At 72.0% G+C, this 22264-nt stretch carries 17 protein-coding genes; 10 read left to right on the forward strand and 7 right to left on the reverse strand.

All coding sequences use genetic code 11. The features are described 5' to 3' along the window. Positions 1-11: 11 nt before the first annotated feature. The 4 genes from Aiant_RS18930 (at position 12) to Aiant_RS18940 (ending at position 2323) form a co-directional block, all read left to right on the forward strand. Entirely contained in the window at positions 12-803 is a 792-nt protein-coding gene (locus Aiant_RS18930; RefSeq protein WP_229829792.1) for an LmeA family phospholipid-binding protein, read from the forward strand. Between the two features lie 68 nt (positions 804-871). Next, positions 872-946 (forward strand): Ms5788A family Cys-rich leader peptide, encoded by a 75-nt coding sequence (locus Aiant_RS46865; RefSeq protein WP_342358078.1) that lies wholly within the window; start codon positions 872-874, stop codon positions 944-946. Between the two features lie 174 nt (positions 947-1120). Continuing rightward, the gene (locus Aiant_RS18935; RefSeq protein WP_189328243.1) at positions 1121-1969 is read left to right on the forward strand and encodes a sulfurtransferase; all 849 of its coding nucleotides are present in this window, start codon (positions 1121-1123) and stop codon (positions 1967-1969) included. Between the two features lie 6 nt (positions 1970-1975). Continuing rightward, complete coding sequence (locus Aiant_RS18940) at positions 1976-2323, forward strand: DUF1416 domain-containing protein (RefSeq protein ID WP_189328242.1); 348 nt, start codon at positions 1976-1978, stop codon at positions 2321-2323. A gap of 1235 nt (positions 2324-3558) precedes the next feature. Here the strand turns inward: Aiant_RS18940 and Aiant_RS18945 are convergent. Beyond that, positions 3559-4752, reverse strand: a complete 1194-nt coding sequence (locus Aiant_RS18945; RefSeq protein ID WP_245006660.1) for an AI-2E family transporter — start codon at positions 4750-4752, stop codon at positions 3559-3561. 240 nt (positions 4753-4992) lie between these two features. Here Aiant_RS18945 and Aiant_RS18950 point away from each other — a divergent pair, with 240 nt between their 5' ends. Next, complete coding sequence (locus tag Aiant_RS18950) at positions 4993-5289, forward strand: GroES family chaperonin (protein WP_185046288.1); 297 nt, start codon at positions 4993-4995, stop codon at positions 5287-5289. Here the strand turns inward: Aiant_RS18950 and Aiant_RS18955 are convergent. Continuing rightward, the gene (locus Aiant_RS18955; RefSeq protein ID WP_229829791.1) at positions 5280-6953 is read right to left on the reverse strand and encodes a PrsW family intramembrane metalloprotease; all 1674 of its coding nucleotides are present in this window, start codon (positions 6951-6953) and stop codon (positions 5280-5282) included. The two genes, Aiant_RS18950 and Aiant_RS18955, sit on opposite strands and share 10 nt — an antisense overlap. Before the next feature lie 72 nt (positions 6954-7025). Further along, a complete protein-coding gene (locus Aiant_RS18960; protein ID WP_189328241.1) occupies positions 7026-8189 on the reverse strand; it encodes an FUSC family protein in 1164 nt (387 codons plus the stop codon). A 21-nt stretch (positions 8190-8210) separates the two neighbouring features. Here Aiant_RS18960 and Aiant_RS18965 point away from each other — a divergent pair, with 21 nt between their 5' ends. Next, on the forward strand, positions 8211-8858 hold the full coding sequence (locus Aiant_RS18965) for an HD domain-containing protein (protein WP_189328240.1): 648 nt from the start codon (positions 8211-8213) through the stop codon (positions 8856-8858). A 930-nt stretch (positions 8859-9788) separates the two neighbouring features. Here Aiant_RS18965 and Aiant_RS18970 read toward each other — a convergent pair. Further along, the gene (locus tag Aiant_RS18970; protein ID WP_189328239.1) at positions 9789-10055 is read right to left on the reverse strand and encodes a DUF4031 domain-containing protein; all 267 of its coding nucleotides are present in this window, start codon (positions 10053-10055) and stop codon (positions 9789-9791) included. Beyond that, positions 10052-11851, reverse strand: a complete 1800-nt coding sequence (locus tag Aiant_RS18975) for a glycerol-3-phosphate dehydrogenase/oxidase (RefSeq protein WP_189328238.1) — start codon at positions 11849-11851, stop codon at positions 10052-10054. The genes Aiant_RS18970 and Aiant_RS18975 overlap by 4 nt, the downstream gene beginning before the upstream one ends. A 90-nt stretch (positions 11852-11941) precedes the next feature. Here Aiant_RS18975 and Aiant_RS18980 point away from each other — a divergent pair, with 90 nt between their 5' ends. Then, positions 11942-17068: an Ig-like domain-containing protein gene (locus Aiant_RS18980; RefSeq protein ID WP_189328237.1), complete on the forward strand. Its 5127-nt coding sequence runs from the start codon at positions 11942-11944 to the stop codon at positions 17066-17068. Here Aiant_RS18980 and Aiant_RS18985 read toward each other — a convergent pair. Next, positions 17065-17946 carry a winged helix-turn-helix transcriptional regulator gene (locus Aiant_RS18985; RefSeq protein WP_189328236.1) on the reverse strand — a complete coding sequence of 294 codons (882 nt, stop codon included), beginning with the start codon at positions 17944-17946 and terminating at the stop codon, positions 17065-17067. The two genes, Aiant_RS18980 and Aiant_RS18985, sit on opposite strands and share 4 nt — an antisense overlap. Positions 17947-17972: 26 nt before the next feature. Between Aiant_RS18985 and Aiant_RS18990 the strand changes: the two genes are divergently transcribed. Next, the gene (locus tag Aiant_RS18990; protein ID WP_189328235.1) at positions 17973-19214 is read left to right on the forward strand and encodes an MFS transporter; all 1242 of its coding nucleotides are present in this window, start codon (positions 17973-17975) and stop codon (positions 19212-19214) included. Positions 19215-19273: 59 nt separating this feature from the next. Here the strand turns inward: Aiant_RS18990 and groL are convergent, their stop codons facing one another. After that, positions 19274-20896, reverse strand: a complete 1623-nt coding sequence (gene groL, locus Aiant_RS18995; protein WP_189328234.1) for a chaperonin GroEL — start codon at positions 20894-20896, stop codon at positions 19274-19276. Positions 20897-21274: 378 nt separating this feature from the next. Here groL and Aiant_RS19000 point away from each other — a divergent pair, with 378 nt between their 5' ends. After that, positions 21275-21781, forward strand: a complete 507-nt coding sequence (locus Aiant_RS19000; protein WP_189328233.1) for a GNAT family N-acetyltransferase — start codon at positions 21275-21277, stop codon at positions 21779-21781. 44 nt (positions 21782-21825) lie between these two features. Then, a complete protein-coding gene (locus Aiant_RS19005) occupies positions 21826-22230 on the forward strand; it encodes a hypothetical protein (protein ID WP_229829790.1) in 405 nt (134 codons plus the stop codon). Positions 22231-22264 lie beyond the last annotated feature (34 nt).

The raw sequence follows: 22264 nt of genomic DNA on the forward strand, positions 1-22264 counted from the left end.
CGGGAGGGCCCGTGACCGAGGAGTACGGAACCGACCAGCGCCCGCGCCGCCGCCGGGGACGGGGGCTCCTGATCGCGGTCGGGGTGCTGCTGCTCCTGCTGCTGGCCGGCCTGGTGGTGGTCGACCGGTGGGGCGCGTCGTACGCCGAGGGCGTGATCGGGGACAAGGTCGCCGAGCAGGTCCGGGCCCGCAAGGCCAGCAGCGACACCCCCGAGGTGGACATCAAGGGCGTCCCGTTCGTCACGCAGGTGCTCCGCGGGGAGTACCAGGAGATCCAGATCCAGCTGCCGAACTTCAGCGGGCCCACCGGCACCGGCGAGCAGATCCACCTGGACCTGCTGGACATCCGGGCCAAGGACGTCACGGCCCCGCTCGACGCGCTGCGCAGCGGCACGGGCGAGGTGGTGGCCGGCACCCTGACCGGCACCGGCACCATCGACTACCCGCAGCTGATCGAGCTGATCGGGCAGAAGGGCCTGAAGCTGTCGGAGAAGGACGGCAACCTGGTCGGCTCGGCCACGGTCACCGTGCTCGGGCAGCAGCTCGACCTGGCCGGCACCGCCAAGCTGTCGGTGGTCAACGGAGGGATTCGGGTCCGTTTCGCCGACGTGAAGGCGACGAATCTTCCGGATCTCCCCGGCATCCAGAACGCGATCGACTCCTATGCCGGCAAGCTCGGTCTCGACCTCCCCGCCCCGGAGCTCCCGTTGCAGCTCAAGGTGCGTTCGCTGACTCCGACCCCGGACGGCCTCCAGGTCACCTTCGGGGCGACGAACGTGAACCTCAACGCCGGCGGTCTGTGACCCCCGCCTCGTCCCGGATCGTGGTCGGGACTGTTCCGGGGTCTGGAACCGCTGGTAGGGTCCGACTCATGAGCCTGTTGCTCACGAAAAGGCGCGCGATCGACCTGTGTCGCGTGGCCGCGTGCCTGTGTCGCTCCGTCTGACTGACGGGGCCACTCGGTGCTGAGCACCTTCTCTTCCTAGCCCAGGGCATCTCCCTGTCCGGCAGTGGCGCCGTCGCACAACCAGCCCGTGATCCCACCTATCCATGGGTCCGCGCGGAGTGCGACCACACCTCCGTGCGCTGACTCACCCACTCACCCACAAGGAGTGAAACGATGAGTCGCGACAACGCACTCGTATCGGCCGACTGGGCCGAGAAGAACCTGGACACCCCCGGCATCGTCTTCGTCGAGGTCGACGAGGACACCACCGCGTACGACGGCGGGCACATCCCGGGCGCCATCAAGATCGACTGGAAGCAGGACCTCCAGGACCCGGTCCGGCGTGACTTCGTCAACCAGGAGCAGTTCTCCGCCCTGCTGTCCGAGCGCGGCATCTCCAACGACGACACCGTGATCCTGTACGGCGGCAACAACAACTGGTTCGCGGCGTACGCGTACTGGTACTTCAAGCTGTACGGCCACGAGTCGGTCAAGCTGCTCGACGGCGGCCGCAAGAAGTGGGAGCTGGACGCCCGCGTCTACACCAAGGACGTCCCGGCCCGCGCCAAGACCGAGTACGTCGCGAAGGCGCCGAACCTGGAGATCCGCGCGTTCCGCGACGAGGTCGTCCAGGCCATCGGCGTGAAGAACCTGGTCGACGTGCGCAGCCCCGACGAGTTCGCCGGCCGCCTGCTCGCCCCCGCGCACCTGCCGCAGGAGCAGTCGCAGCGCGCCGGTCACATCCCGACCGCGATCAGCGTGCCGTGGAGCAAGGCCGCCAACGAGGACGGCACGTTCAAGTCCGACGAGGAACTCGCCAAGATCTACGGCGACGCCGGGCTGGACGGCAGCAAGGACACCATCGCGTACTGCCGGATCGGCGAGCGTTCCTCGCACACCTGGTTCGTGCTCAAGGAGCTGCTCGGCCAGGAGAACGTGAAGAACTACGACGGTTCCTGGACCGAGTACGGCTCCCTCATCGGTGTGCCGATCGCCCTCGGCGACGAGCCCGGAAAGGCCTGATCAATCATGACTGCCAACACCACGGCGGCGACCGCCAACATCGCGGCCGGTTGCGCCGCTCCCGACCAGTCCGCTCCCCTCCCCGCGAGCGTCGACCTGGAGAAGGAAACCGTCATCACCGGCATCGTGAGCAGCGCCGAAGGCGAGGCCGTGGGCGGCGCCTACGTTCGCCTGCTGGACGGCTCCGGTGAGTTCACCGCCGAGGTCGTCACCTCGCCGGAGGGCGTGTTCCGCTTCTTCGCCGCCCCGGGCTCCTGGACGCTGCGCGCGCTCAGCCGGTTCGGCAACGGCGAGCTCGCGGTCGACGTGACCCGCGGCGTCAACGAGGTCTCCCTCAGCGTCGCCACCGCCTGACCCACGCTCTGTTCGGGGCGGGACTCCTCCGGGGGTCCCGCCCTTGCGCTTTTCCAGATCCACAACCGCTTCCCGGTACGCCCAAAGCCGCCCCGCCGATCCCAGTCCCCACCCTCCCTGGGGGCGGGCCACCGCGACCATTGTCCCGGCACCCCGCATGATCACGTCAGAGCCCTGTGGACAACCCGCCATTGTGTGTATGGCCCTTGGGCTGTTGATCACCGTCTTAGCCGCCGCGCACGGACGATGGCGGTCGGAATGTCGAGCCGCGGGCGCTGCTGGCCATCGTTGAGGCCCCGCCCGCTACTTCGACGGCGCGGTCCCGCTTGCCGCCGGCGGTTGCCCAGAGGCGGACCGGTTTCCGGTACGCCCATCGCGTGCCCGCATCTCCCCATCCACGCCACGACTTGCGCTCGGAGCCCCTACCGGCCCAACGCGAGCCAGGGCATCCGGGCTGGCACGGCGATAGCCCTTAACCAAGGCGGCTAAGGGCCTGCAGCGCAAGCCGGAACCCGTCGAGCTGGCGCCCATGGCCCTATCCACGGCCGAGATAGGGCCACCAGGACCAGCCGGAACCTGTCGAGCTGGCCCCCACCGCCCCATCCACAACCGGAATAGGGCCACCAGCGCCAGCCGGAACCCGTCGAGCTGGCCCCCACCGCCCCATCCACAACCGGAATAGGGCCACCAGGACCAGCCAGAACCCGTCGAGCTGGCCCCCACCGCCCCATCCACAACCGGAATAGGGCCACCAGGACCAGCCAGAACCCGTCGAGCTGGCCCCCACCGCCCCATCCACGACCGGAATAGGGCCACCAGGACCAGCCAGAACCCGTCGAGCTGGCCCCCACCGCCCCATCCACGACCGAGATAGGGCCACCAGGACCAGCCGGAACCCGTCGAGCTGGCCCCCACCGCCCCATCCACAACCGCGATAGGGCCACCAGCGCCAGCCGCCCGAGCGCACCGGGCACGGCAGGCGGCATGACCTGAGGTTCGCGGGCCGCACCGCGTACCGGAAAGTCGGACCACGGTCAGAAACGGTGGCTGCGGACCGGAACCGGGCGCGGACCAGGTCGGACCGGGGCATCAGCCGGGGCGTAACCGGCGGCCGGGGCGGTGACCAGCAGAGACATGGCCTGGCGCGCAGACCGAGACCCAGCACGGACCGCAACCGGCGGCCGGACTAGGTCGCGCGTGCAGAGACCGCGAGCACCATCGAAACCCCGCCCCACTCAGCCGCCGCTGCCCGCCGTGACCACCACCGCGTCCGGCGGGATCTCCGGCCGGCGACGGGACAACCTGCGGATGCCCGTGTTCAGCACCGCGATCAGGGGCACCGCCACGAGCGCCCCGATGATCCCGGCCAGCACCACCCCGCAGGCGATCCCGATGATCACCGCGAGCGGGTGGATGGCCACCGCCCGGCCCATGATCAGCGGTTGCAGGACGTGGCCCTCCAGCTGCTGCACCAGGATGACCGCGCCCAGCGTGATCAGCGCGACCACCCAGCCCTGGGTGACCAGGGCGACCAGCACCGCCACCGAGCCGGAGACCGCCGCACCGACGATCGGGATGAACGCGCCCAGGAACACCAGCGCGGCCAGCGGGAACGCGAACTGCACGTCCAGCACGAGCAACGCCAGCCCGATGCCAACCGCGTCGATGAAGGCCACCAGCACGGTGGCCCGCACATATGCCCCCAGCGTGGCCCAGGACGCGTCGCCGGCGTCGGCGAGCGACCAGCGCGCGTTCACCGGGAACAGCCGGACCATGAACCGCCAGATCTTGCGGCCGTCCCGGAGGAAGAAGAACGTCGCGAAGAGCACCAGCAGCAGGCCGGTGAGCAGCTCGAACACGGTCGCCGCGGTGGAGATGCCGGTCGAGGTGAGCGACGAGGTGTTGTCGTTCACCCAGTTCTGCGCGGAGTCGATGGCCTGGTCGACCTGCTTGTCGGAGAGGTGCAGCGGGCCGGTCCGCGCCCAGTCCTGGATCTGCCGGACGCCGGCGCTGGCCTTCTCGGTCAGCTGCGGGACGCCGTCGATGAACTGGTTGACCACCAGGGTCAGCGTCCCGACCACCGCGCCCAGCCCGCCGACCAGCACCAGGAAGGTGGCCAGCGAGCGGGGCAGGTGCAGCTTGAGCAGCCAGCCGACCGCCGGGCCGAGCAGCGCGGTGAGCAGCAGCGCGATCGTCAGCGGAACGACCACCAGCTCGACCATGCCGATGAACTTCAGCCCGGCGTAACCGACCAGGCCGACCACGATGAGCCGCCAGCTCCAGGCCGCGGCGATCCGCAGCGAGTGCGGCACGTCCACGTCGTCCAGGCTGCTGGTCGAACCGTGCACCACGGCCGGCTCGGGCTGCGGCGGGACGAAGTCGTCCTCCTCCGGCTCCGGCTCCCGTGGGGGCCGGGTGACACGCGCCATCCGGACCGACTCCCGTCCCGTGTCGTAGGCCTTCCGCAGGTTTTCCCGGACCCGTTGCAAGCGGTTCAACCGCCTACCCCCTCGCCCATCGACTATCCGCTCATCACGGTAGTGCCCACGCGCCCCGGACGCGCACCCGGCGCGATCCGGACCACACGGAACGGTCGTCCGGGTGGCGGCGTACCGTCTGCATTCGTGAGTGCCGACACCGCCCGCACCGAGACCGGCCTGCCGATCCGGATGCTCCACGACCGAGTTCTCGTCCGCCAGGACGGTGGGGAGGGCGAACGCCGCTCCACCGCGGGCATCGTCATCCCGGCGACCGCCTCGATGGGCCGGCGCCTGTCCTGGGCCACCGCCGTCGGCGTCGGGCCGAACGTGCGGTCGATCGTGGTCGGTGACCGGGTCCTGTTCGACCCGGACGACCGTTCCGAGGTGGAGCTGCACGGCAAGGAGTACGTGCTGCTCCGCGAGCGGGACGTGCACGCGGTCGCGGCCACCCGGGTCGAGTCGGACGGCACCGGCCTCTACTTGTAAGGCGCCTGCCCCGGATACTGCGGCCCCGGCGGCGGCGCGAACGGCGGCGGCCCGTAACCGGGCGGCGGCCCGTAACCCGGCGGGGGCCCGTAACCAGGCCCGTAACCGCCCGGGTAGGCCGGCATCGGCGGAGGCAGCCGCACCGGCACCGGCATCACCGGCTCGGCCGGCGGCGCCACCGTGCGCACCACCCCGTCCGGGAACGTGATCTGGTAGGTCCGCCCGTCCCACCACGCCGGCGGCGTCTGCGGGTCCCGCCCGGCGAACACCGACCGGTACCCGGTGACCGCCCCGAGCAGCTCCCGCTCCTCGGCGGCCGCTTTCGCCATCTCCAGCGGGTCACCCGCCAGCCCCCGCTGCATGCCGTCCCGCAGCAGCGCCAGCCGGGTCGCGGCGAACTGGAAGTTGCGCATCGCCTTGCCCCCGGGCGGACCGGCCACCCGCTTGGCCCACTGCCGGGCCGAGTGCCGCCGGCCCAGGCTGCCCAGCGCGGCCACCTCGGGCGGCGCGAACCAGCCGGTGTGCACGTAGTGGTGCAGCACCCGCTCGGCCAGCCGGCCCTCCCAGCTGCGCAGCGCGATCGCGAAACCGACCACGGTGAAGAAGAACGGCACCATGAAGCCGAGATAGCCGTAGAGCATGATCAGCGACTCGCCGGTGGCCGCGGAGAGCGTCGGCAGCAGGTTGAACGTGCCGTGCAGCATCATCGCCAGGAGCAGGCCGCCGATCGGGGCCAGCCAGCGCACGTTCTTGTTCGCGGAGCGGGCCGCGATGCCCAGGCCGATGCCGGTCATCGAGGTGAACAGCGGGTGCGCGAAGCCGGTGAACAGGATCCGGACGATGAAGATGGCGAAGACGTTGGTCAGGCCGGTGGCCGGGCCGTACTCACTGGCGCCCGCGGCGTAGCCGTGACCGCCGAGGTAGAGCACGTTTTCCACCATGGCGAAGCCGAGCGCGGAGAGCCCGCAGTAGACGATGCCGTCGGTGATGCCGGACCACTCGGCGCGACGTTTCCAGAACAGCAGGACCGGGCCGAGCGCTTTCATCGACTCCTCGATGAACGGCGCGACCAGGACCGCGACCAGCGCGTCCGGCAGGCCGATCTTGTCGAACAGCCAGGCGGCGCCGGTGTTCACGGCGAGCGCCGCGGCGGTCGCCACCGCGGCGCCCCAGGCGAAGCAGAAGATCAGATATTTGACCGGCTCCGGCTCATACCGATCCAGCCAGGCGAACGCGCTGGCCAGCAGCGGGACCGGGAGGATCGCCGCGGTCAGGCCGACGGCCAGGCCGGCCAGGCCGATGCTGAAGCCCAGGAAGACCAGCATGCCGATGGCGGCGCCGGCGATCAGCAGGATCACCAGGGTGATCGGCAGCCAGCGGCGCCAGCCGGCCCGGCGGCCCGGGATCGGGGCGACGGTCTGCACCATCTCGGCCGGGAACGGGGGCACCGCGTCCGACGGGACCGCCTCGGCGGTCACCGTGACCGGCGCATAGGGCGGCGCCACGCCGTCGGCCGGCCAGGACTGCGGTGCCGGCGCGAACTGCGGTGCCGGCGAAGGGGCCGACGAAGGGGCCGGTGGGGCCGACGAAGCCAGCGCGGGCGCCGGTGGAGAGCTGTGGTGATCGACCGGATCGGGTGACCCGGTCGGCGAAACGTCGGCCATGCCCGCCAGCGTAGTCACCGGAAGCCGGTCCGGCGTGCCCGAGGAGCGCCGATGCGATCAGGCGCCGGCCGGTCAGCTCGCGTCCGACTCCGGCGGGGGCGCGGCCGGTCGCGAGCGGGCGGCCCGGTTGCGCGCCCCGTGCGGCCGCCCGCGCCAGCCCACGGCGGCCCGCACCTGGCGGGTGGCCTCGGCATACTCGACGCCGGTGGCGCGCAGCAGATCGGCCACCGAGGTACGGATCTGGGCCACCACCACGCCACCGGAGTAACCGACTCCGGTCTCGTACGCCCGCCCGGACTCGCTCGCCGCCCGCAGCGCCCGCTCCCGGGTGGCCACCGGCTCGGCCCCGCGCGCCCACTCCTGCCGGAGCAGGTCGACGGCGTCGCCCAGGTGCCGGACCGAGGCGGGCAGCACCTCCGGCACCCGCTCCCGGTCGTTCAGCGCGGTCTGCGCCCGGCGGATCATCACTCGCACGTTGCGCAGCGCGTAGGTCAGCTGCGGGGCGCCCTCCACGTACTGCGCCAGCGCGCCCCGGGTCCGCCAGCGCGCCGGGGCGAACGCCACGTTCTCCCGGGCCGCGTCGATCGCCGTACGAAAAGCCTCGAACGTCCCCTCGGCGGACCGCAACCTGGTCAGCGCGGCATGGATGACGTCCGGATCGCCCTCGGCGAGCCCGAGGGCGGCCTCGTGCAGCCCGGCGGTGAAGGCGCGCAGCGCCGGATCGGCGGCCCGCCGCACCACGCTGAGCGGGTTGATCGGCAGCAGCACGGTCATCACCACCAGGCCGACCCCGCCACCCACGAGCGCGTCGAAGAACCTGGTCCACGGATGCCCGGTCTGCACGGTCAGCGTGGCGACCAGCACCGCCGAGGACGCGGACTGCACGATCAGCGGTGGTCCGCCACCGGCCGCGGTCGCCACCAGCACGGCGAGCAGCACGATCAGCCCGATCTGCACCGGGCCGGTACCGATCAGCAGGATGATCCCGTCACCGATGCCGATGCCGACCGCGACCCCGGCGACCAGCTCGGCCGTCCGCCGCATCCGCTGACCGACCGAGGAGGCCAGGGTGATCACCGCGGCGATCGGGGCGAAGAACGGCGCCGGCCGGCCGATGAGATCGTGTGCGACATACCACGCCAGGCCCGCCGCAAGGCCCGCTTGCAGGGCGAGCATCAGTCCGGCCCGGGCCCGGCGGGCGACCGCATCGGCCCGATCCTTCGCGACGCCGATCATGCCTGCTACCTCCGTGCCAGGATGGCCATCGTGACATCTTTGCCCGACCGATTCCGGGCGGCGGCGCGCGGCGCCGGCGCCACCGCCGCCGACGCCGATCTCGACTCCGCCGCAAACTACCTGCTCAGCCGCTGGACCGAGCCGCAACGTCACTATCACGACGTGACCCACCTCTCGGCCGTGCTGGACGTGGTCGACCAGTTCGCCGGCCTCGCGCCGAACCCGGACCGCGTGCGCCTGGCCGCCTGGATGCACGACGCGGTCTACGATCCGCGGGCGCTGGGCGACGCGAACGAGCGGGACAGCGCCGAGTTCGCCCAGGGGCTGCTGCTCACGCTGGGCGTGCCGGAGGAGGTGGCGGCCGAGGTCGCGCGCCTGGTCGGGCTGACCGCCGGGCACGCCACCGAGGACAACGACCCGGACGGCGAGCTGCTCTGCGACGCCGACCTGGCGATCCTGGCCGCCGACGAGGAACGCTACGCCCGCTACACGACGGCGATCCGCCGCGAGTACGCACACGTCCCGGACAGCGACTTCCGCGCCGGCCGCAGCCGAGTCCTCCAGGAGCTGCTGAAACTCCCGTCGATCTACCGCCTCGCCCCGATCCGCGACGAATGGGAGGCGGCAGCCCAGGCCAATCTCAAGGCCGAGCTGGAGTTGCTCGCCTGACCCTTGTCGGGTGCTCGCCGACCCGGAGCCGATCAGGGGCGTCGCGCTCCTGATCACCTCCGTCGAAGACCTCCAAATCAAGATCAAGATCATGCTGACTCGGGTCCGCGCTGATCACTGATCGTCGCTCCCGCCAGGGACCCTTCCGGGCCGGGCTGGCCGCTGACGCGTCCAAAACGCCCACCCCTCCAGGGCGACGCCCGCAGCTGCCCACGACCGCCAACCCCAACCCCCGGCTGGCCCTGACGGCCCTATCCAGACTCTCGATAGGGCCATAGACACCAGCCCGACAAACCCGGCTGGCCCTGACGGCCCTATCCGCACTCGGGACAGGGCCATGGGGGCCAGCCCGACAAACCCGGCTGGCCCTGACGGCCCTATCCGGACTCGGGATAGGGCCATGGGGGCCAGCCCGACAAACCCGGCTGGCCCTGACGGCCCTTTCCGGGCTCGGGACAGGGCCATAGACGCCAGCCCGACAAACCCGGCTGGCCCTGGCGGTCCTGTCCTGGCTCGGGATAGGGCTATGGGAGCCAGCCCGACGAACCCGGCTGGCCCTGACGGCCCTATCGGAGCTCGGGACAGGGCCATAGACGCCAGCCCGGCAAGCACGGCAAGCCCGGCTGGGCTTGGTGGCCCTATCGGGGCTCGGGATAGGGCCGTGGACGCCAGCCGGCGAACCCGGCTGGGCTTCACCGTGGGGGTTTGGGCGGGCTACCGGGAGGTGGGCAGGTTGGCCCGGATGCGGCCTCGCGGCCGGGAGGGGGCAGGGCCTGGCGTCGCGGGGCGGGACGGGGCTGTGCGGGTGGGGCGGGGCTAGGGCGTACCGGGTAAGGGTTGACGGCGGTCGGAAGGGGCATCGGCCGCGAGGGAAGCGGGGGCCCGCTGGGGAAGCGGGGGCGGCTGGGGAATGAAGCGGGCGTGGGGGGATCAGGTTCGGGTCAGGTGCTTGGGGCGGCGCAGGCCGGCGGCTCGGAGGCGGGCGGTCAGCTCGCGGGAGGAGACCAGGGTCGCGCCGAGCCAGAGGGCGGTGCGGAAGCGGTGGGCCGGGATGTCGTAGTGGTCGCGGTCGAAGGCGCGCCGCGGGGCGCCGAGCATCTCGGCGAAGGCGTGCAGTTCCGCCAGGGAGACGTCGCTGACCAGGTGGGACCAGAGGTGGCCACGGCCTGGCCAGCGCGGCTCGTCGACGAGGATCAAAGGTCGATCTCGAGGAGGTCGGTGCGGCGGTCGCCGGCCAGGCCCCGGACGTCCGGGGCGCCGACGCGGGCGGCGTCGGCGGTCAGGTCGTCCGGCATGGTCTGCGACTCGCGCTCGGCGGTGACCCGGGCCAGGTAGTGCTCGACCTCGCGGGTGCGGATCGTGTCGTCCCAGCCGAGCACCTGGCCCATCAGGCGGGCGGCGTGCTCGGCCGACTCGGAGCCGCGGTGCGAGGTCTCGAAGGAGATCCGGGTACGGCGGGTCAGCACGTCGTCCAGGTGCAGGGCGCCCTCGGCGAGCGCGGCGTAGGCCACCTCGACCGCCAGATATTCCGGGGCGCCGTCGAGCGGGACGGCCAGTTCCGGCTCGGCGGCCATCATGGCGAGCAGGTGGACGGTCAGCGTGCCGTACCGCTCCAGCAGGTGCTCGACCACGCCGGTGGTGACGCCGTGCCGCCGGGCCATGTCCTGCCGGTCCCGCCAGGCGGCCGAATAGCCGTCGGCGCCGAGCAGCGGCAGCTGGTCGGTGCGGGACTCGCGGAACGAGCCGCCCAGCCGGCGCACCGCGCGGTCGATCACGTCGGCGGCCATCACCCGGTACGTCGTGTACTTGCCGCCGGCCACCAGCATCAGGCCCAGCATCGGCTCGATCACCGCGTGCTCGCGGGACAGTTTCGAGGTGCTGTCCGCCTCGCCGGAGAGCAGCGGGCGCAGCCCGGCATACACCCCCTCGATGTCGTCGGTGGTCAGCGGCCGGTCGAGCACCTCGTTGACCTGGTCGAGCAGGTAACGGATGTCGCGGGCGGACGCGGCCGGATGGGACCGGTCGAGCTGCCAGTCGGTGTCCGTGGTGCCGATGATCCAGTGACCGCCCCAGGGGAGCACGAACAGCACCGAGGTGGCGGTCCGCAGGATCAGCCCGGCCTCGCCGGTGATCGCCGAGCGGGGCACCACCAGGTGCACCCCCTTGGACGCGCGCACCTTGAAGCCGGGCCGGAGCCCGACGTCGTGCAGCATCTGCGACATGTCGTCGCTCCACACACCGGTGGCGGCGACCACCGTCTTGGCGCGGACCTCGAACTCCTCCGAGCCGGGCGACTCCAGGTCCTTGACCTTGACCCCGACCACCTGGCGGGCCTCGCGCAGGAAGCCGGTCACCCGGGCGCTGGTGACCACCGCGGCGCCCTGGGCGGCCGCGGTGCGGGCCAGGTTGACCACCAGGCGGGCGTCGTCCATCTGGCCGTCGTAATACCGGATCGCGCCGGTGATCTTGTCGGCGCGCAGGCTGGGGAAGATGTGCCGGGCGCCGTCCCGGCTCAGGTGCCGGTGCAGCGGCATGCCCCGGCCACCACCGAAGACGCCGGCGAAGACGTCGTACGCCGCCACGCCGAGCCCGTAGTAACCCCGCTGCCAGACGCGCTGGGCCGGGTTGGCGGACGGCAGCGGCACCAGGATCGGCACCGGGCGGACCAGGTGCGGGGCGAGCCGGGTGGCCAGCAGCCCGCGCTCGGTCAGCGCCTCGTGCACCAGGTGCAGCTCGAGCTGCTCCAGGTAACGCAGGCCGCCGTGGATGAGTTTGCTGGAGCGGCTGGACGTGCCGGCGGCGAAGTCACGCGCCTCGACCAGGGCCACCTTGAGCCCGCGGGAGGCGGCGTCGACCGCCGCGCCGGCGCCGGTGACCCCACCACCGATCACCAGGACGTCGAACTGTTCGTCGCGCAGCCGCCGCAGATCGGAGGCCCGGCGGATCGGGGAGAGCCGGCCGGCTGTGTAGCGGGAGACGGAGGGATCACGCACCCGTCCCAGGTTAGACCTCGGCAGTGTCACCCTGGCGGAGGAATGTGGTCCGGCCCACACGTGCCACGTTCAGCGTTTAGCGTCGTGATCATGCACCGCACCGGGGCCGCGGTCCTGCTGATCTGGGCTGTCGTGTTGACCTGCTGCGCCTCCGTGGTGGAGCGCGGCTCGGCCGCACCCCCTCCCGCGTTCGCGCTGCGGTTCGAGGCGAACACCAACGGGTCGATCCTGCTGCGCGGCAACGCCGGCCTGGTCTGCCCGGCGCTCGACCAGGACTGCCGCAACGGCCGGAACGGCAGCGGCACCATGCTCGACGACAACGACTTCGAGATGATCGGCGCGGACGCCGACCACGACATCACCACGCTGAACGACAGCACGACCACGGTGTCGCTGCCGCCGGGCAGCACGGTGCTGTTCGCCGGGCTGTACTGGAGCGCGAACGTCACGGCCGGCGTCGGCGGGCTGCCCGCCCTGGTCCCGGCCAACAAGAACAAGGTGCAGTTGCGCACCCCGGCGAGCACCGCCTGGCAGCCGGTCACCGCGTCCACCGTCTACGGCACCGGCAGCCCCTACCAGGGCTTCGCCGATGTGACCGGGCTGGTCGCCGGGGCCGGCAGCGGGGTCTACGGGCTGGCCGACATCCAGGCCGGCACCGGCGAGGACCGGTACGCCGGGTGGGCGCTGGCGATCGCCTACCGTAATCCGGCCGAGGTGCTGCGGGCGCTGCGCGTCTACGACGGGCTGACCACGGTCAGCAGCTCCTCGGGGAACGTCAACATCCCGGTGAGCGGCTTCGAGACGCCGCACTCCGGCTCGGTGCGCGCCGAGGTGGGGACCGTGGCGTACGAGGGTGACCTGGGCAAGAGGGGTGACGCCCTCAAGATCAACGGGCAGACCATGTCGGACTCGGTGAACCCGGCGGACAACTACTTCAACAGCACCGCGCCCATGGGTGGCCGGGATCCGGGGTACAGCAACCTGTTCGGCGTGGACGTGGACACCGTCGACGCCACCGACAAGCTGGGCCACGCCGCGACCTCGGCCACGCTGACCCTGACCACCACCAGCGACACGTACTACCCGGGCGTGGTCACCTTCGCCATCGACCTGTACGCCCCGAAACTGGTCACCACCCTCACCGGCACCGACGTCAACGGCGGCAGCCTGGCCCCCGGCGACCTCCTGGAGTATCGGATCGACGTCCGCAACGAGGGCAACGACGTCGCCGACGGCACCGTGCTGACCGGCGCGATCCCGGCCTTCACCAGCTTCGTCCCCGGCTCGGCCCGGGTGCAGGGCCTCCCGGTCCCGGACACCGTCACCTTCACCCTGGGCAACATCCCGTACCAGGGCTCGGTCACGGTGATCTTCCGCGTCCGGGTCGACGCGAACGCCCCGGTCGGCTACGCGATCACCAACCTGGTGAACCTCAGCTACACCGGGCACACCGCCGGCGTGGGCGTCTCCGGGCTGGCCGGGACGATGGCCAGCGTGGTCGCCCCGCCCGCCTCCGACCTGGCCGCCACGCTGGCCGTGTCACCGGCCGTGGTGCAGCGGGGCGCCCTGCCGGCCCCGGTCGACTACCTGCTCACGGTCGCCAACAACGGGCTCGGGACGGAGTCGGACGCCCGGGCCGCGCTGACCCTGCCGGCCGGTGTCACGGCCGGGACGCTGCCCGCCGGGTGCAGCACGTTCGGCCAGGTGGTGACCTGCCTGCTGGGGCCGCTGCTGCCGGGCACCCGGGGCACCGCCACGATCCCCGCGACGGTGCAGCCGGGCGCCGCGGCGCGCCCCTCGGCGAGCCTGGTCGCGTCCGGCGCCAATCCCGAGCCGACGGCGGCCGACAACAGCGCGAGCGCCGACGTGACGGTGAACCTGGCGCCGCGCGCGGTGGCCGACCCGGCGGTGCCGCCGGGGACCATCGCGGTGCTGGGCAACGACGACGACCCGGACGGGATCACGGCGGCGCTGACCGTGGCGATCAGCACGCCTCCGCTGCACGGGTCGGCGATCGTGCTGGCCGGCGGGACGGTGCTCTACACGCCGGCGGCCGGGTGGGCCGGGGACGACCCGTTCACCTACACGATCACGGACGTGTGGGGCGGGAGTGACAGCGCGGTGGTGACCGTGCGGACGCCCAACGCCGCCCCGGTCGCCCTCGACGACGCGGCGGCCGTCGACACCGGCGGCTCCGTGACCGTGCCGGTGACCGCCAACGACAGCGACCCGAACGGCGACACCCTCACCGTCGTCGCGGTCACCGACCCGCATCAGGGCACGCTCACCTACACCGGCGGGAGCATCACCTTTCGCCCGCTGTTCAGCACCGTCGGCGCGGTGACCTTCACGTACACGGTCAGCGACGGCCAGGCCACCGCCACCGCCCAGCTCGTCGTGGACGTGGCCAACGCGGTCCCGACCGCGGCCGACGACCTGGCGGCGGTGGCCTACGCCGGCACGGTCACCGTCCCGGTGCTCGGCAACGACCAGGACATCAACGGTGACACGCTGACCGTCGTCGCGGCCGGACCGGCCGCGCACGGCAGCGTGACGTTCACCGGGACCACCGTCGTCTACCAGGCCACCGACCCGGTCTGGGCGGGCCCGGACACGTTCGACTACACGATCGACGACAACCGCAACGGGCGGGCGACCGCCCAGGTCACGGTCACCGTCGCGAACGCGCCCCCGGTGGTGGCCGACGTGGTGACCAGCACCGGATACCTCACCCCGAAGCCGATCCCGGTGCTGGCCGGGGCGGTCGACGCGAACAACGACCCGCTCACGGTGATCGGTGCGACCGACCCGGCGCACGGTGTGGTGGTCCGCAACCTGGACGGCACGGTCACCTACACCCCGGACGTCACCTGGTCGGGAACGGACACCTTCACGGTCACCGTCGGTGACAATCGGGGTGGCACCGACACCGCGACGGTCACCGTCGTGGTGGCGAACGCGCCGCCGGTCGCCCGCCCGGACGCGGTCACCCTGCCGGCCGGCGTGCCCGCCACGATCGACGTGCTGTTCAACGACGACGACGCCAACGGCGACCCGCTCACCGTCGTGGTCGACACCCCGCCGCTGCACGGCGTCGCGACCGTGACCGGTGACCAGATCGATCTCCAGCCCACGGGCGGGTACTCCGGGGCCGACTCGCTGCACTACACGATCAGTGACGGGCGCGGCGGCACGTCCGGCGCCACGGTGTCGATCGGGCTGGTCAACGCGGCGCCGACGGCCCGGCCGGACACCGCCTCGACGCCGACGAACACCGCGGTCACCATCGACGTGACCGGTAACGACGACGATCCGAACAACGACCGGCTCACCCTGCTCAGCTGGACCACGGCGGCGAACGGGACGGTCACCGCCGGGCCGGGCGGGACCGTGATCTACACCCCGGCCACCGGGTTCACCGGCACCGACACGTTCGCCTACACGATCACCGACGAGGCCGGGGTGCCGGACACCGCGGCGGTCACCGTGGTGGTGCGCAACGCGCCGCCGGTCCCGGTCAACGACACGTTCCGGGTCCGCGCGCAGGGGGCGACGTCGCTCCCGGTGGTCGCCAACGACCGGGACCCGAACACCGGGCAGACGCTGAGCGTGCTCGCCGCCGGACCGGCCGGGCGGGGCACGGTCGCCGTCGCCGGGCCGCTGACGGTGAGTTACACGCCGGCGCCGGGAACGGTCACCGACACGTTCCCCTACACGATCACCGACGATCTCGGCGGCACCGCCACGGCGACCGTCGCGATCACCGTCGACGCCGCGCCGACGGCCGTGGACGACGCCGCCGAGACCGGGGCGGGCAGTCCCGTCGTGATCGACGCGCTCGCCAACGACACCGACCCGGCCGGGGACTCGCTGTCGGTCGGCGCGGCCGGGCCGGCCGCCCACGGCACGGTGTCGGTCCAGGCCGACGGCAAGATCCGGTACGTCCCGGCGGCCGGGTTCGCCGGCACCGAGACCTTCCCGTACGACCTGCGCGACCCGATCGGCAACCTCGCCCGGGGCCAGGTCACCGTGGTGGTCCGCAGCGGTCCGGCGGTGCTGCCGGACGTCGCGGCGGTGCTGGCCGGGCAGCAGGTGACGGTGGACGTGCTGGCCAACGACACCGCCACGGTCCCCGGCGGCCTGACGATCACCTCGGTCGGCACGCCGTCGCGGGGCACCGCGACGATCGCGGGCGGCACGATCCGCTACACGGCACCGTTCGCCTTCATCGGGCAGATCAGTTTTCCGTACGCCGTGCGTGACGCTCTCGGAGGCGCCGCCACCGCGACCGTGACCGTGATCGTCACCGACGTGACGCCGTTCGCGGTGGCCGATATGTGGGCCACCGCGTACCGGCGGCCGATCAGCATCCCGGTCCTGGCCAACGACCTGGACGAGACCGGCTCCCTGCGGGTGGTCGAGGTCAGCACGCCCGACCACGGCACCGCCACCATCGACCCCGCGCCCGCCGGGCTCCGAGTGGCCGGCAGCACCGGCTGGAGCGTCACCTACACCCCGCCGAACGACTTCTCCGGGGTGGCGAGCTTCGACTACACGGCCGCGGACCTGGTCGGGCACCGGGTCTCGGCGACCGTGACGATCACGGTGGGTCCGCCGCCCGCGGTGCCGGACAAGTCGGTGGTCACGCCACCCGGGCAGCCGGCCGCGATCCCGCTGCCCACCACGGACGGGCAGGGCCGGCCGGTGGCGGATCGGCGGATCACCCAGCCGGCGCACGGCACCGTCCGGCTCAACCCGGACGGGTCGGTGACCTACACGCCGAACCCGGGGTTCGTCGGCACGGACAGCTTCACCTACGAGATCGTGGACGCGGACGGCAATCGGGCCATGGGAACGGTGGTGGTGACCGTCCCGCCCCCGGACACTCCCCCGCCGTCCCCCTCTCCCTCCCCGTCGCCCTCCGCGTCGCCCAGCCCGACCCGCTCCGTCACACCGACGCCGCCGGTCACGTCGCCGGCCACGCTGTCGCCGGGCCCGGTCCGGGCATCGGTGACCCTGCCGTCGTGGAAGCCGATCAGCCTGGCGCCCACCCGGCATCCGGCGCTGCCGACCACCGGGGTGCCGGGCGGGCCGCCGCCGATGGCCGCGGCCGGGTTCGCCGGCGGGCTGGTGCTGCTCGGCACGCTGCTGCGGGCACTGGCCCGGCGGCGACGGGATGGGGCGGGGGCGGGGCGGGGGCGCTCCGGGCGTACCTAAACAGGGGTTTTAGCGGTGACCGCGAGCAGCATCTCGTCGACCGACGCGGCCGGGTCGGTGACCGGGAACTGCACCTCGCGGATCGTGCCGGCCGGGTCGATCAGCATGGTCAGGCGCTTGAGACGGTCGGCCCCGGCGGCCCGGAAGGTGGGCAGGCGCAGCGCCGCGGCGAGCCGGCCGTCGGCGTCGGAGAGCAGCTCGTAGGGCAGCGCGGCGTGGGCGGCGAAGGCGCTCAGCTGGTCGGTGCGCTGGGTGCTGACGCCGCGGATCCGGGCGCCCGCCGCGGCGAACCTCTCGTGGCGGGCCGCATAGGTCGTCGCCTCCAGCGTGCAGCCGCGCGTGCCGGGGATGTCGGTCCAGTGCTGCGGATAGCCCTGTGACTCGGGTGCGAACGCGCCCGGGAAGCAGAACAGCACGGTCCAGACGCCCGGGTCGGCGGGCGCGATCGGCACGCCGTCGTGCCGGGGCAGGGTGAGCTCGGGCAGGGTGCGGCCGCGCAGGGCGTGCGCGCGGCGATGCTCGGCGGACCCGGCCGCGGCGGTCGCGGTGAGCGAGCCGTCGCCGAGCACGTAGCGGTCGCCCCACTCCTGGAGGGCGAGCAGGACCGGGAGCAGGCCCTCGCCCTTCGCGGTGAGCAGGTAGTCGTAGCGCGGCGGGCGGTCGGTGTAGCGCCGCCGGTGCAGGACGCCGTGCTCGACCAGGGCGGTGAGGCGCTCGGCGAGGGCGCGGCGGCTCATCCCGAGCTCTTTCTGGAGCGCGTCGAAGCGGGTCACCCCGCCGGAGACGTCCCGCACGATCAGGAACGTCCACCAGTCGGTCAGGACCCCGAGGGCCTGGGTGATGCCGCAATCCACGTCTGTCAGGTCGACTTGCCTCACGTTCGACAACTATAGTGCGTTCCATTATGAAACTTACTACGTTCTGGCGCTGGTGGACGGCGGGAGCGACGAGCCAGCTCGGGTCGGCGGTGGGCTCGGTGGCCCTGCCGCTGACCGCGCTGACGGTCCTGCACGCGTCCGCCTTCGAGATGGGGATGATCACCGCCGCGACCTACCTGGCCTATCTGTTGATCAGCCTGCCGGCCGGCGTGATCGTGCAGCGCCTGCCGCTGCGCGGCTTCCAGGTCGGCGCGGACGTCACCCGGGCGGTCGCGGTGGCCTCCATCCCGCTCGCCTGGTGGCAGGACGCGCTCACCGTGACTCAGCTGATCGTGGTCGCCCTGGTGATCAGCTTCTGCGACGTGCTCTTCGACGTGGCCAACCAGACGTTCCTGCCGACGATCGTGCCGGCCGCTCAGCTCCAGGCGCGGAACAGCCTGACCTCCGGTACCCACGCGGCGACCCAGCTCGGCGGCCCGTCGCTGGGCGGGTTCGCGGTCCAGGTGTTCGGGCCGGTGCCGACCCTGTTCGTGGACGCGGTCAGCTACCTGTTCTCCGGCGCGCTGCTCGGCTCGCTCCCGGCCCGCCGCACCGAGGCCACCTCCGGCGACCGGACCGCGATGTCCGCGCTGATCCGCGAGGGCTGGCGCTACGTCACCCGGCACCCGATCATCGGCCCGGGCATGTGGGTGGCCACCGCGGTCAACTTCGTCTGCGGGGCGCAGATGGCCTTGTTCGCCTATTACCTGGTCCGTGACCTGCACGCCGCGCCCGGCCTGGTCGGCCTGCTCCTCGCCGCGGAGGGTGTGGGCACGCTGATCGGGGCGGCGCTGACCACCCGGTTCACCGCCCGCTTCGGCACCGCCCGCGGTCTGATCATCGTGGGCTTCGCCGGCGTGGCCGGGGCACTACTCATCCCGCTGGGTGCCGGGGTCACCGGCTACCTGGCCTTCGCCGCCGGCAACCTGATCTTCGCGGCGTCGGTGGTGGTGCTGAGCGTGACCACCCGGACCTACCGGATGGTGCAGAGCCCGCCGGAGCTGCTGTCCAGGGTGATCGCGACGGTGAAGTTCGTGTCCTGGGGCGCGATCCCGATCGGCGGCCTGCTCGCCGGGGCGCTGGCCGGTCCGCTGGGCGCCCGGATCACGCTGCTGATCTTCGGGGCACTGACCGCGGTCTGCCCGGTGATCTACCTGCTGTCCCCGGTGCGCGGACTACGGGACCTGACCGATTACTCCACCACCGACCGGGAGATGCAGCCGGCCTGAGACACGGAACGGGCGGGCCGCTCGCGCGACCCGCCCGGTTCTGTCTGTTACGGCTGGACTCAGAAGTCCATGTCGCCGCCGCCGGGGCCGGCCGGCGCAGCCGGGGCCTTCTCCGGCTTGTCGGCCACGACGGCCTCGGTGGTGAGGAACAGCGCGGCGATCGACGCGGCGTTCTGCAGCGCCGAGCGGGTCACCTTGGCCGGGTCGATGATGCCCGCGGCCAGCAGGTCCACGTACTCACCGTTCGCGGCGTTGAGGCCGTGACCGGGCTCCAGGTTGCGCACCTTCTCCACCACGACGCCACCCTCGAGGCCGGCGTTGACGGCGATCTGGCGCAGCGGCGCGTCCAGCGCGACCTTGACGATGTTGGCACCGGTGGCCTCGTCGCCGGACAGGTCCAGCTTGTCGAAGGCGGTCTTGCCGGCCTGCACCAGCGCGACGCCACCACCCGGGACGATGCCCTCCTCGACGGCCGCCTTCGCGTTGCGAACGGCGTCCTCGATGCGGTGCTTGCGCTCCTTGAGCTCGACCTCGGTGGCCGCGCCGACCTTGATCACCGCGACACCGCCGGCCAGCTTGGCCAGGCGCTCCTGCAGCTTCTCACGGTCGTAGTCGGAGTCCGAGCGCTCGATCTCGGCGCGGATCTGGTTGACCCGGCCCTGGATCTGCTCGCCGTTGCCGGCACCGTCGACGACGGTGGTCTCGTCCTTGGTGATGACGACCTTGCGGGCCTGGCCCAGCAGGGACAGGTCGGCGGCGTCCAGCTTGAGGCCGACCTCCTCGCTGATGACGGCGCCACCGGTGAGGATGGCGATGTCCTCCAGCATGGCCTTGCGGCGGTCACCGAAGCCCGGGGCCTTGACGGCGACGGACTTGAAGGTGCCACGGACCTTGTTGACGACCAGGGTGGCCAGGGCCTCGCCCTCGACGTCCTCGGCGATGATGACCAGCGGCTTGCCGGACTGCATGACCTTCTCCAGGACCGGGAGCAGGTCCTTCACGGCGGAGATCTTGCTGTTCGCGATGAGGATGTAGGGGTCGTCGAAGACGGCCTCCATCCGCTCGGCGTCGGTCATGAAGTAGGCCGAGATGTAGCCCTTGTCGAAGCGCATACCCTCGGTGAGCTCGAGCTCCAGGCCGAAGGTGTTGCTCTCCTCGACGGTGATGACGCCTTCCTTGCCGACCTTGTCCATGGCCTCGGCGATGATCTCGCCGACCGTGGTGTCACCGGCGGAGATGGACGCGGTGGAGGCGATCTGCTCCTTGGTCTCCACGTCCTTGGCGATCTGCGAGAGGCCCTCGGAGACGCTGGCCACGGCGGCCTCGATGCCCCGCTTCAGGGCCATCGGGTTGGCGCCGGCGGCCACGTTGCGCAGACCCTCGCGAACCAGGGCCTGGGCCAGGACGGTCGCCGTCGTCGTGCCGTCACCGGCGACGTCGTCGGTCTTCTTGGCGACCTCCTTGACCAGCTCGGCGCCGATCTTCTCGTACGAGTCCTCGAGCTCGATCTCCTTGGCGATGGATACACCATCGTTGGTGATCGTGGGGGCGCCCCACTTCTTCTCGAGAACGACGTTGCGGCCCTTCGGGCCGAGGGTCACCTTGACGGCGTCGGCGAGCTGGTTCATGCCGCGCTCGAGGCCCCGGCGAGCCTCCTCGTCGAATGCGATGATCTTGGCCATACGGCGTTGTCCTCCCGGACATCCGCGGTTACGAGCCGATGGGCCCGTCCCCGCACACTGAGGAAGTCTGTGGACGTCACCACCTGGCGATGTGACGTCCTCAGGCCGAGCCGGATAGCCCGCGACGACCGGTTTCGTGCCGCGGCGCCGATGGCGGCGACGCGACCGGAACCCCACCGTCCCGACCTGTTGGCACTCACGGGTCGCGAGTGCCAATCACCTGTTTAGCACTCGCGACCGGTGAGTGCAAGAAACACCATCTTCCCGCGAAACCCCCGGGTCCGGTCCGGAATCCGGCTAAAGATCTTCATGCGCAGCTCAGGACGGTTTTGCGGCAAGACGGTTGCCGGTGACCGCCGCGACGAGTAATGAGGACGCATGGAGAACTGGACCGTGCGCCGGGTCACCCCCGCGGACGCCGGACGGCTGCGCGCCCTGCGACTCGAGATGCTCGCGGACAGTCCCCTCGCCTTCCTGGAGACCCTCGCCCAGGCCGCCGCCCGCTCGCACGAGGGCTATGCGCAGCGCCTGCGCATGTCGGCCGACGGACCGGAGCTGTCCCAGTTCATCGTCGACCCGGGCGGCGGGCCGCTGCTCGGGCACGCCGGCGGCACCGCGATCCCGGACGAGCCGCTGGTCACGGTGGTCTTCTCGGTCTACCTGACGCCGGCGACCCGGGGCGGCAAGCTGCTCGCCCAACTGGTCGAGGCGGTGGCCGACTGGTCGACGGCGGCCGGGCGGCACGAGCTGATGCTCGAGGTGGTGGTCGGGAACGGGCGGGCGGTCCGGGCGTACGAAAAACTGGGTTTCGAGGACACCGGGGTGCGCCTGCCGCATCCGACGGTGCCGGTCCTCACCCAGTTGCAGATGCGCCGGAAAATCTGATGTCGCCCCGGCGCTGGCATGTCACCCGGACGGTGCTCACCGCCGTGAACGGGACCACGGGCGCCGGGCTGCTGCTCGCCCTCGCCACCCGGACCAAGATCCGGCGCGGCCGGGACGGCGTGCTGATCGCCGAGGGGTGGCGACTCCCGATGCCGCCGGCGTCCTGCTTCACGGTCGGCTCGGTGATCATCACCCGGCGCTCGGCCGAGTGGCTGCTGGCCGAGGAGCGTGCCGCGCTGCTGGCGCACGAGAGCCGGCACGCGGGGCAGTACGCGGTGCTCGGCCCGCTGTTCTGGCCGGCGTACTGGGTCGCTTGTGGTTGGTCTTACGTCGCGACCGGGTCCTTCGGCGTGCGCAATTACTTCGAGCGCCACGCCGGACTTCACGATGGCGGCTATCCGGAAGACCTGCCACTGCGCCCCTGGCTGCAACGGATCCGCCGCCGGTGAGAGGACTTTGGTCGGGAGGACGGACGCACAACGC

This window comes from Actinoplanes ianthinogenes, from assembly GCF_018324205.1.
In the GTDB taxonomy this organism is placed as follows: Bacteria; Actinomycetota; Actinomycetes; order Mycobacteriales; family Micromonosporaceae; genus Actinoplanes; species Actinoplanes ianthinogenes.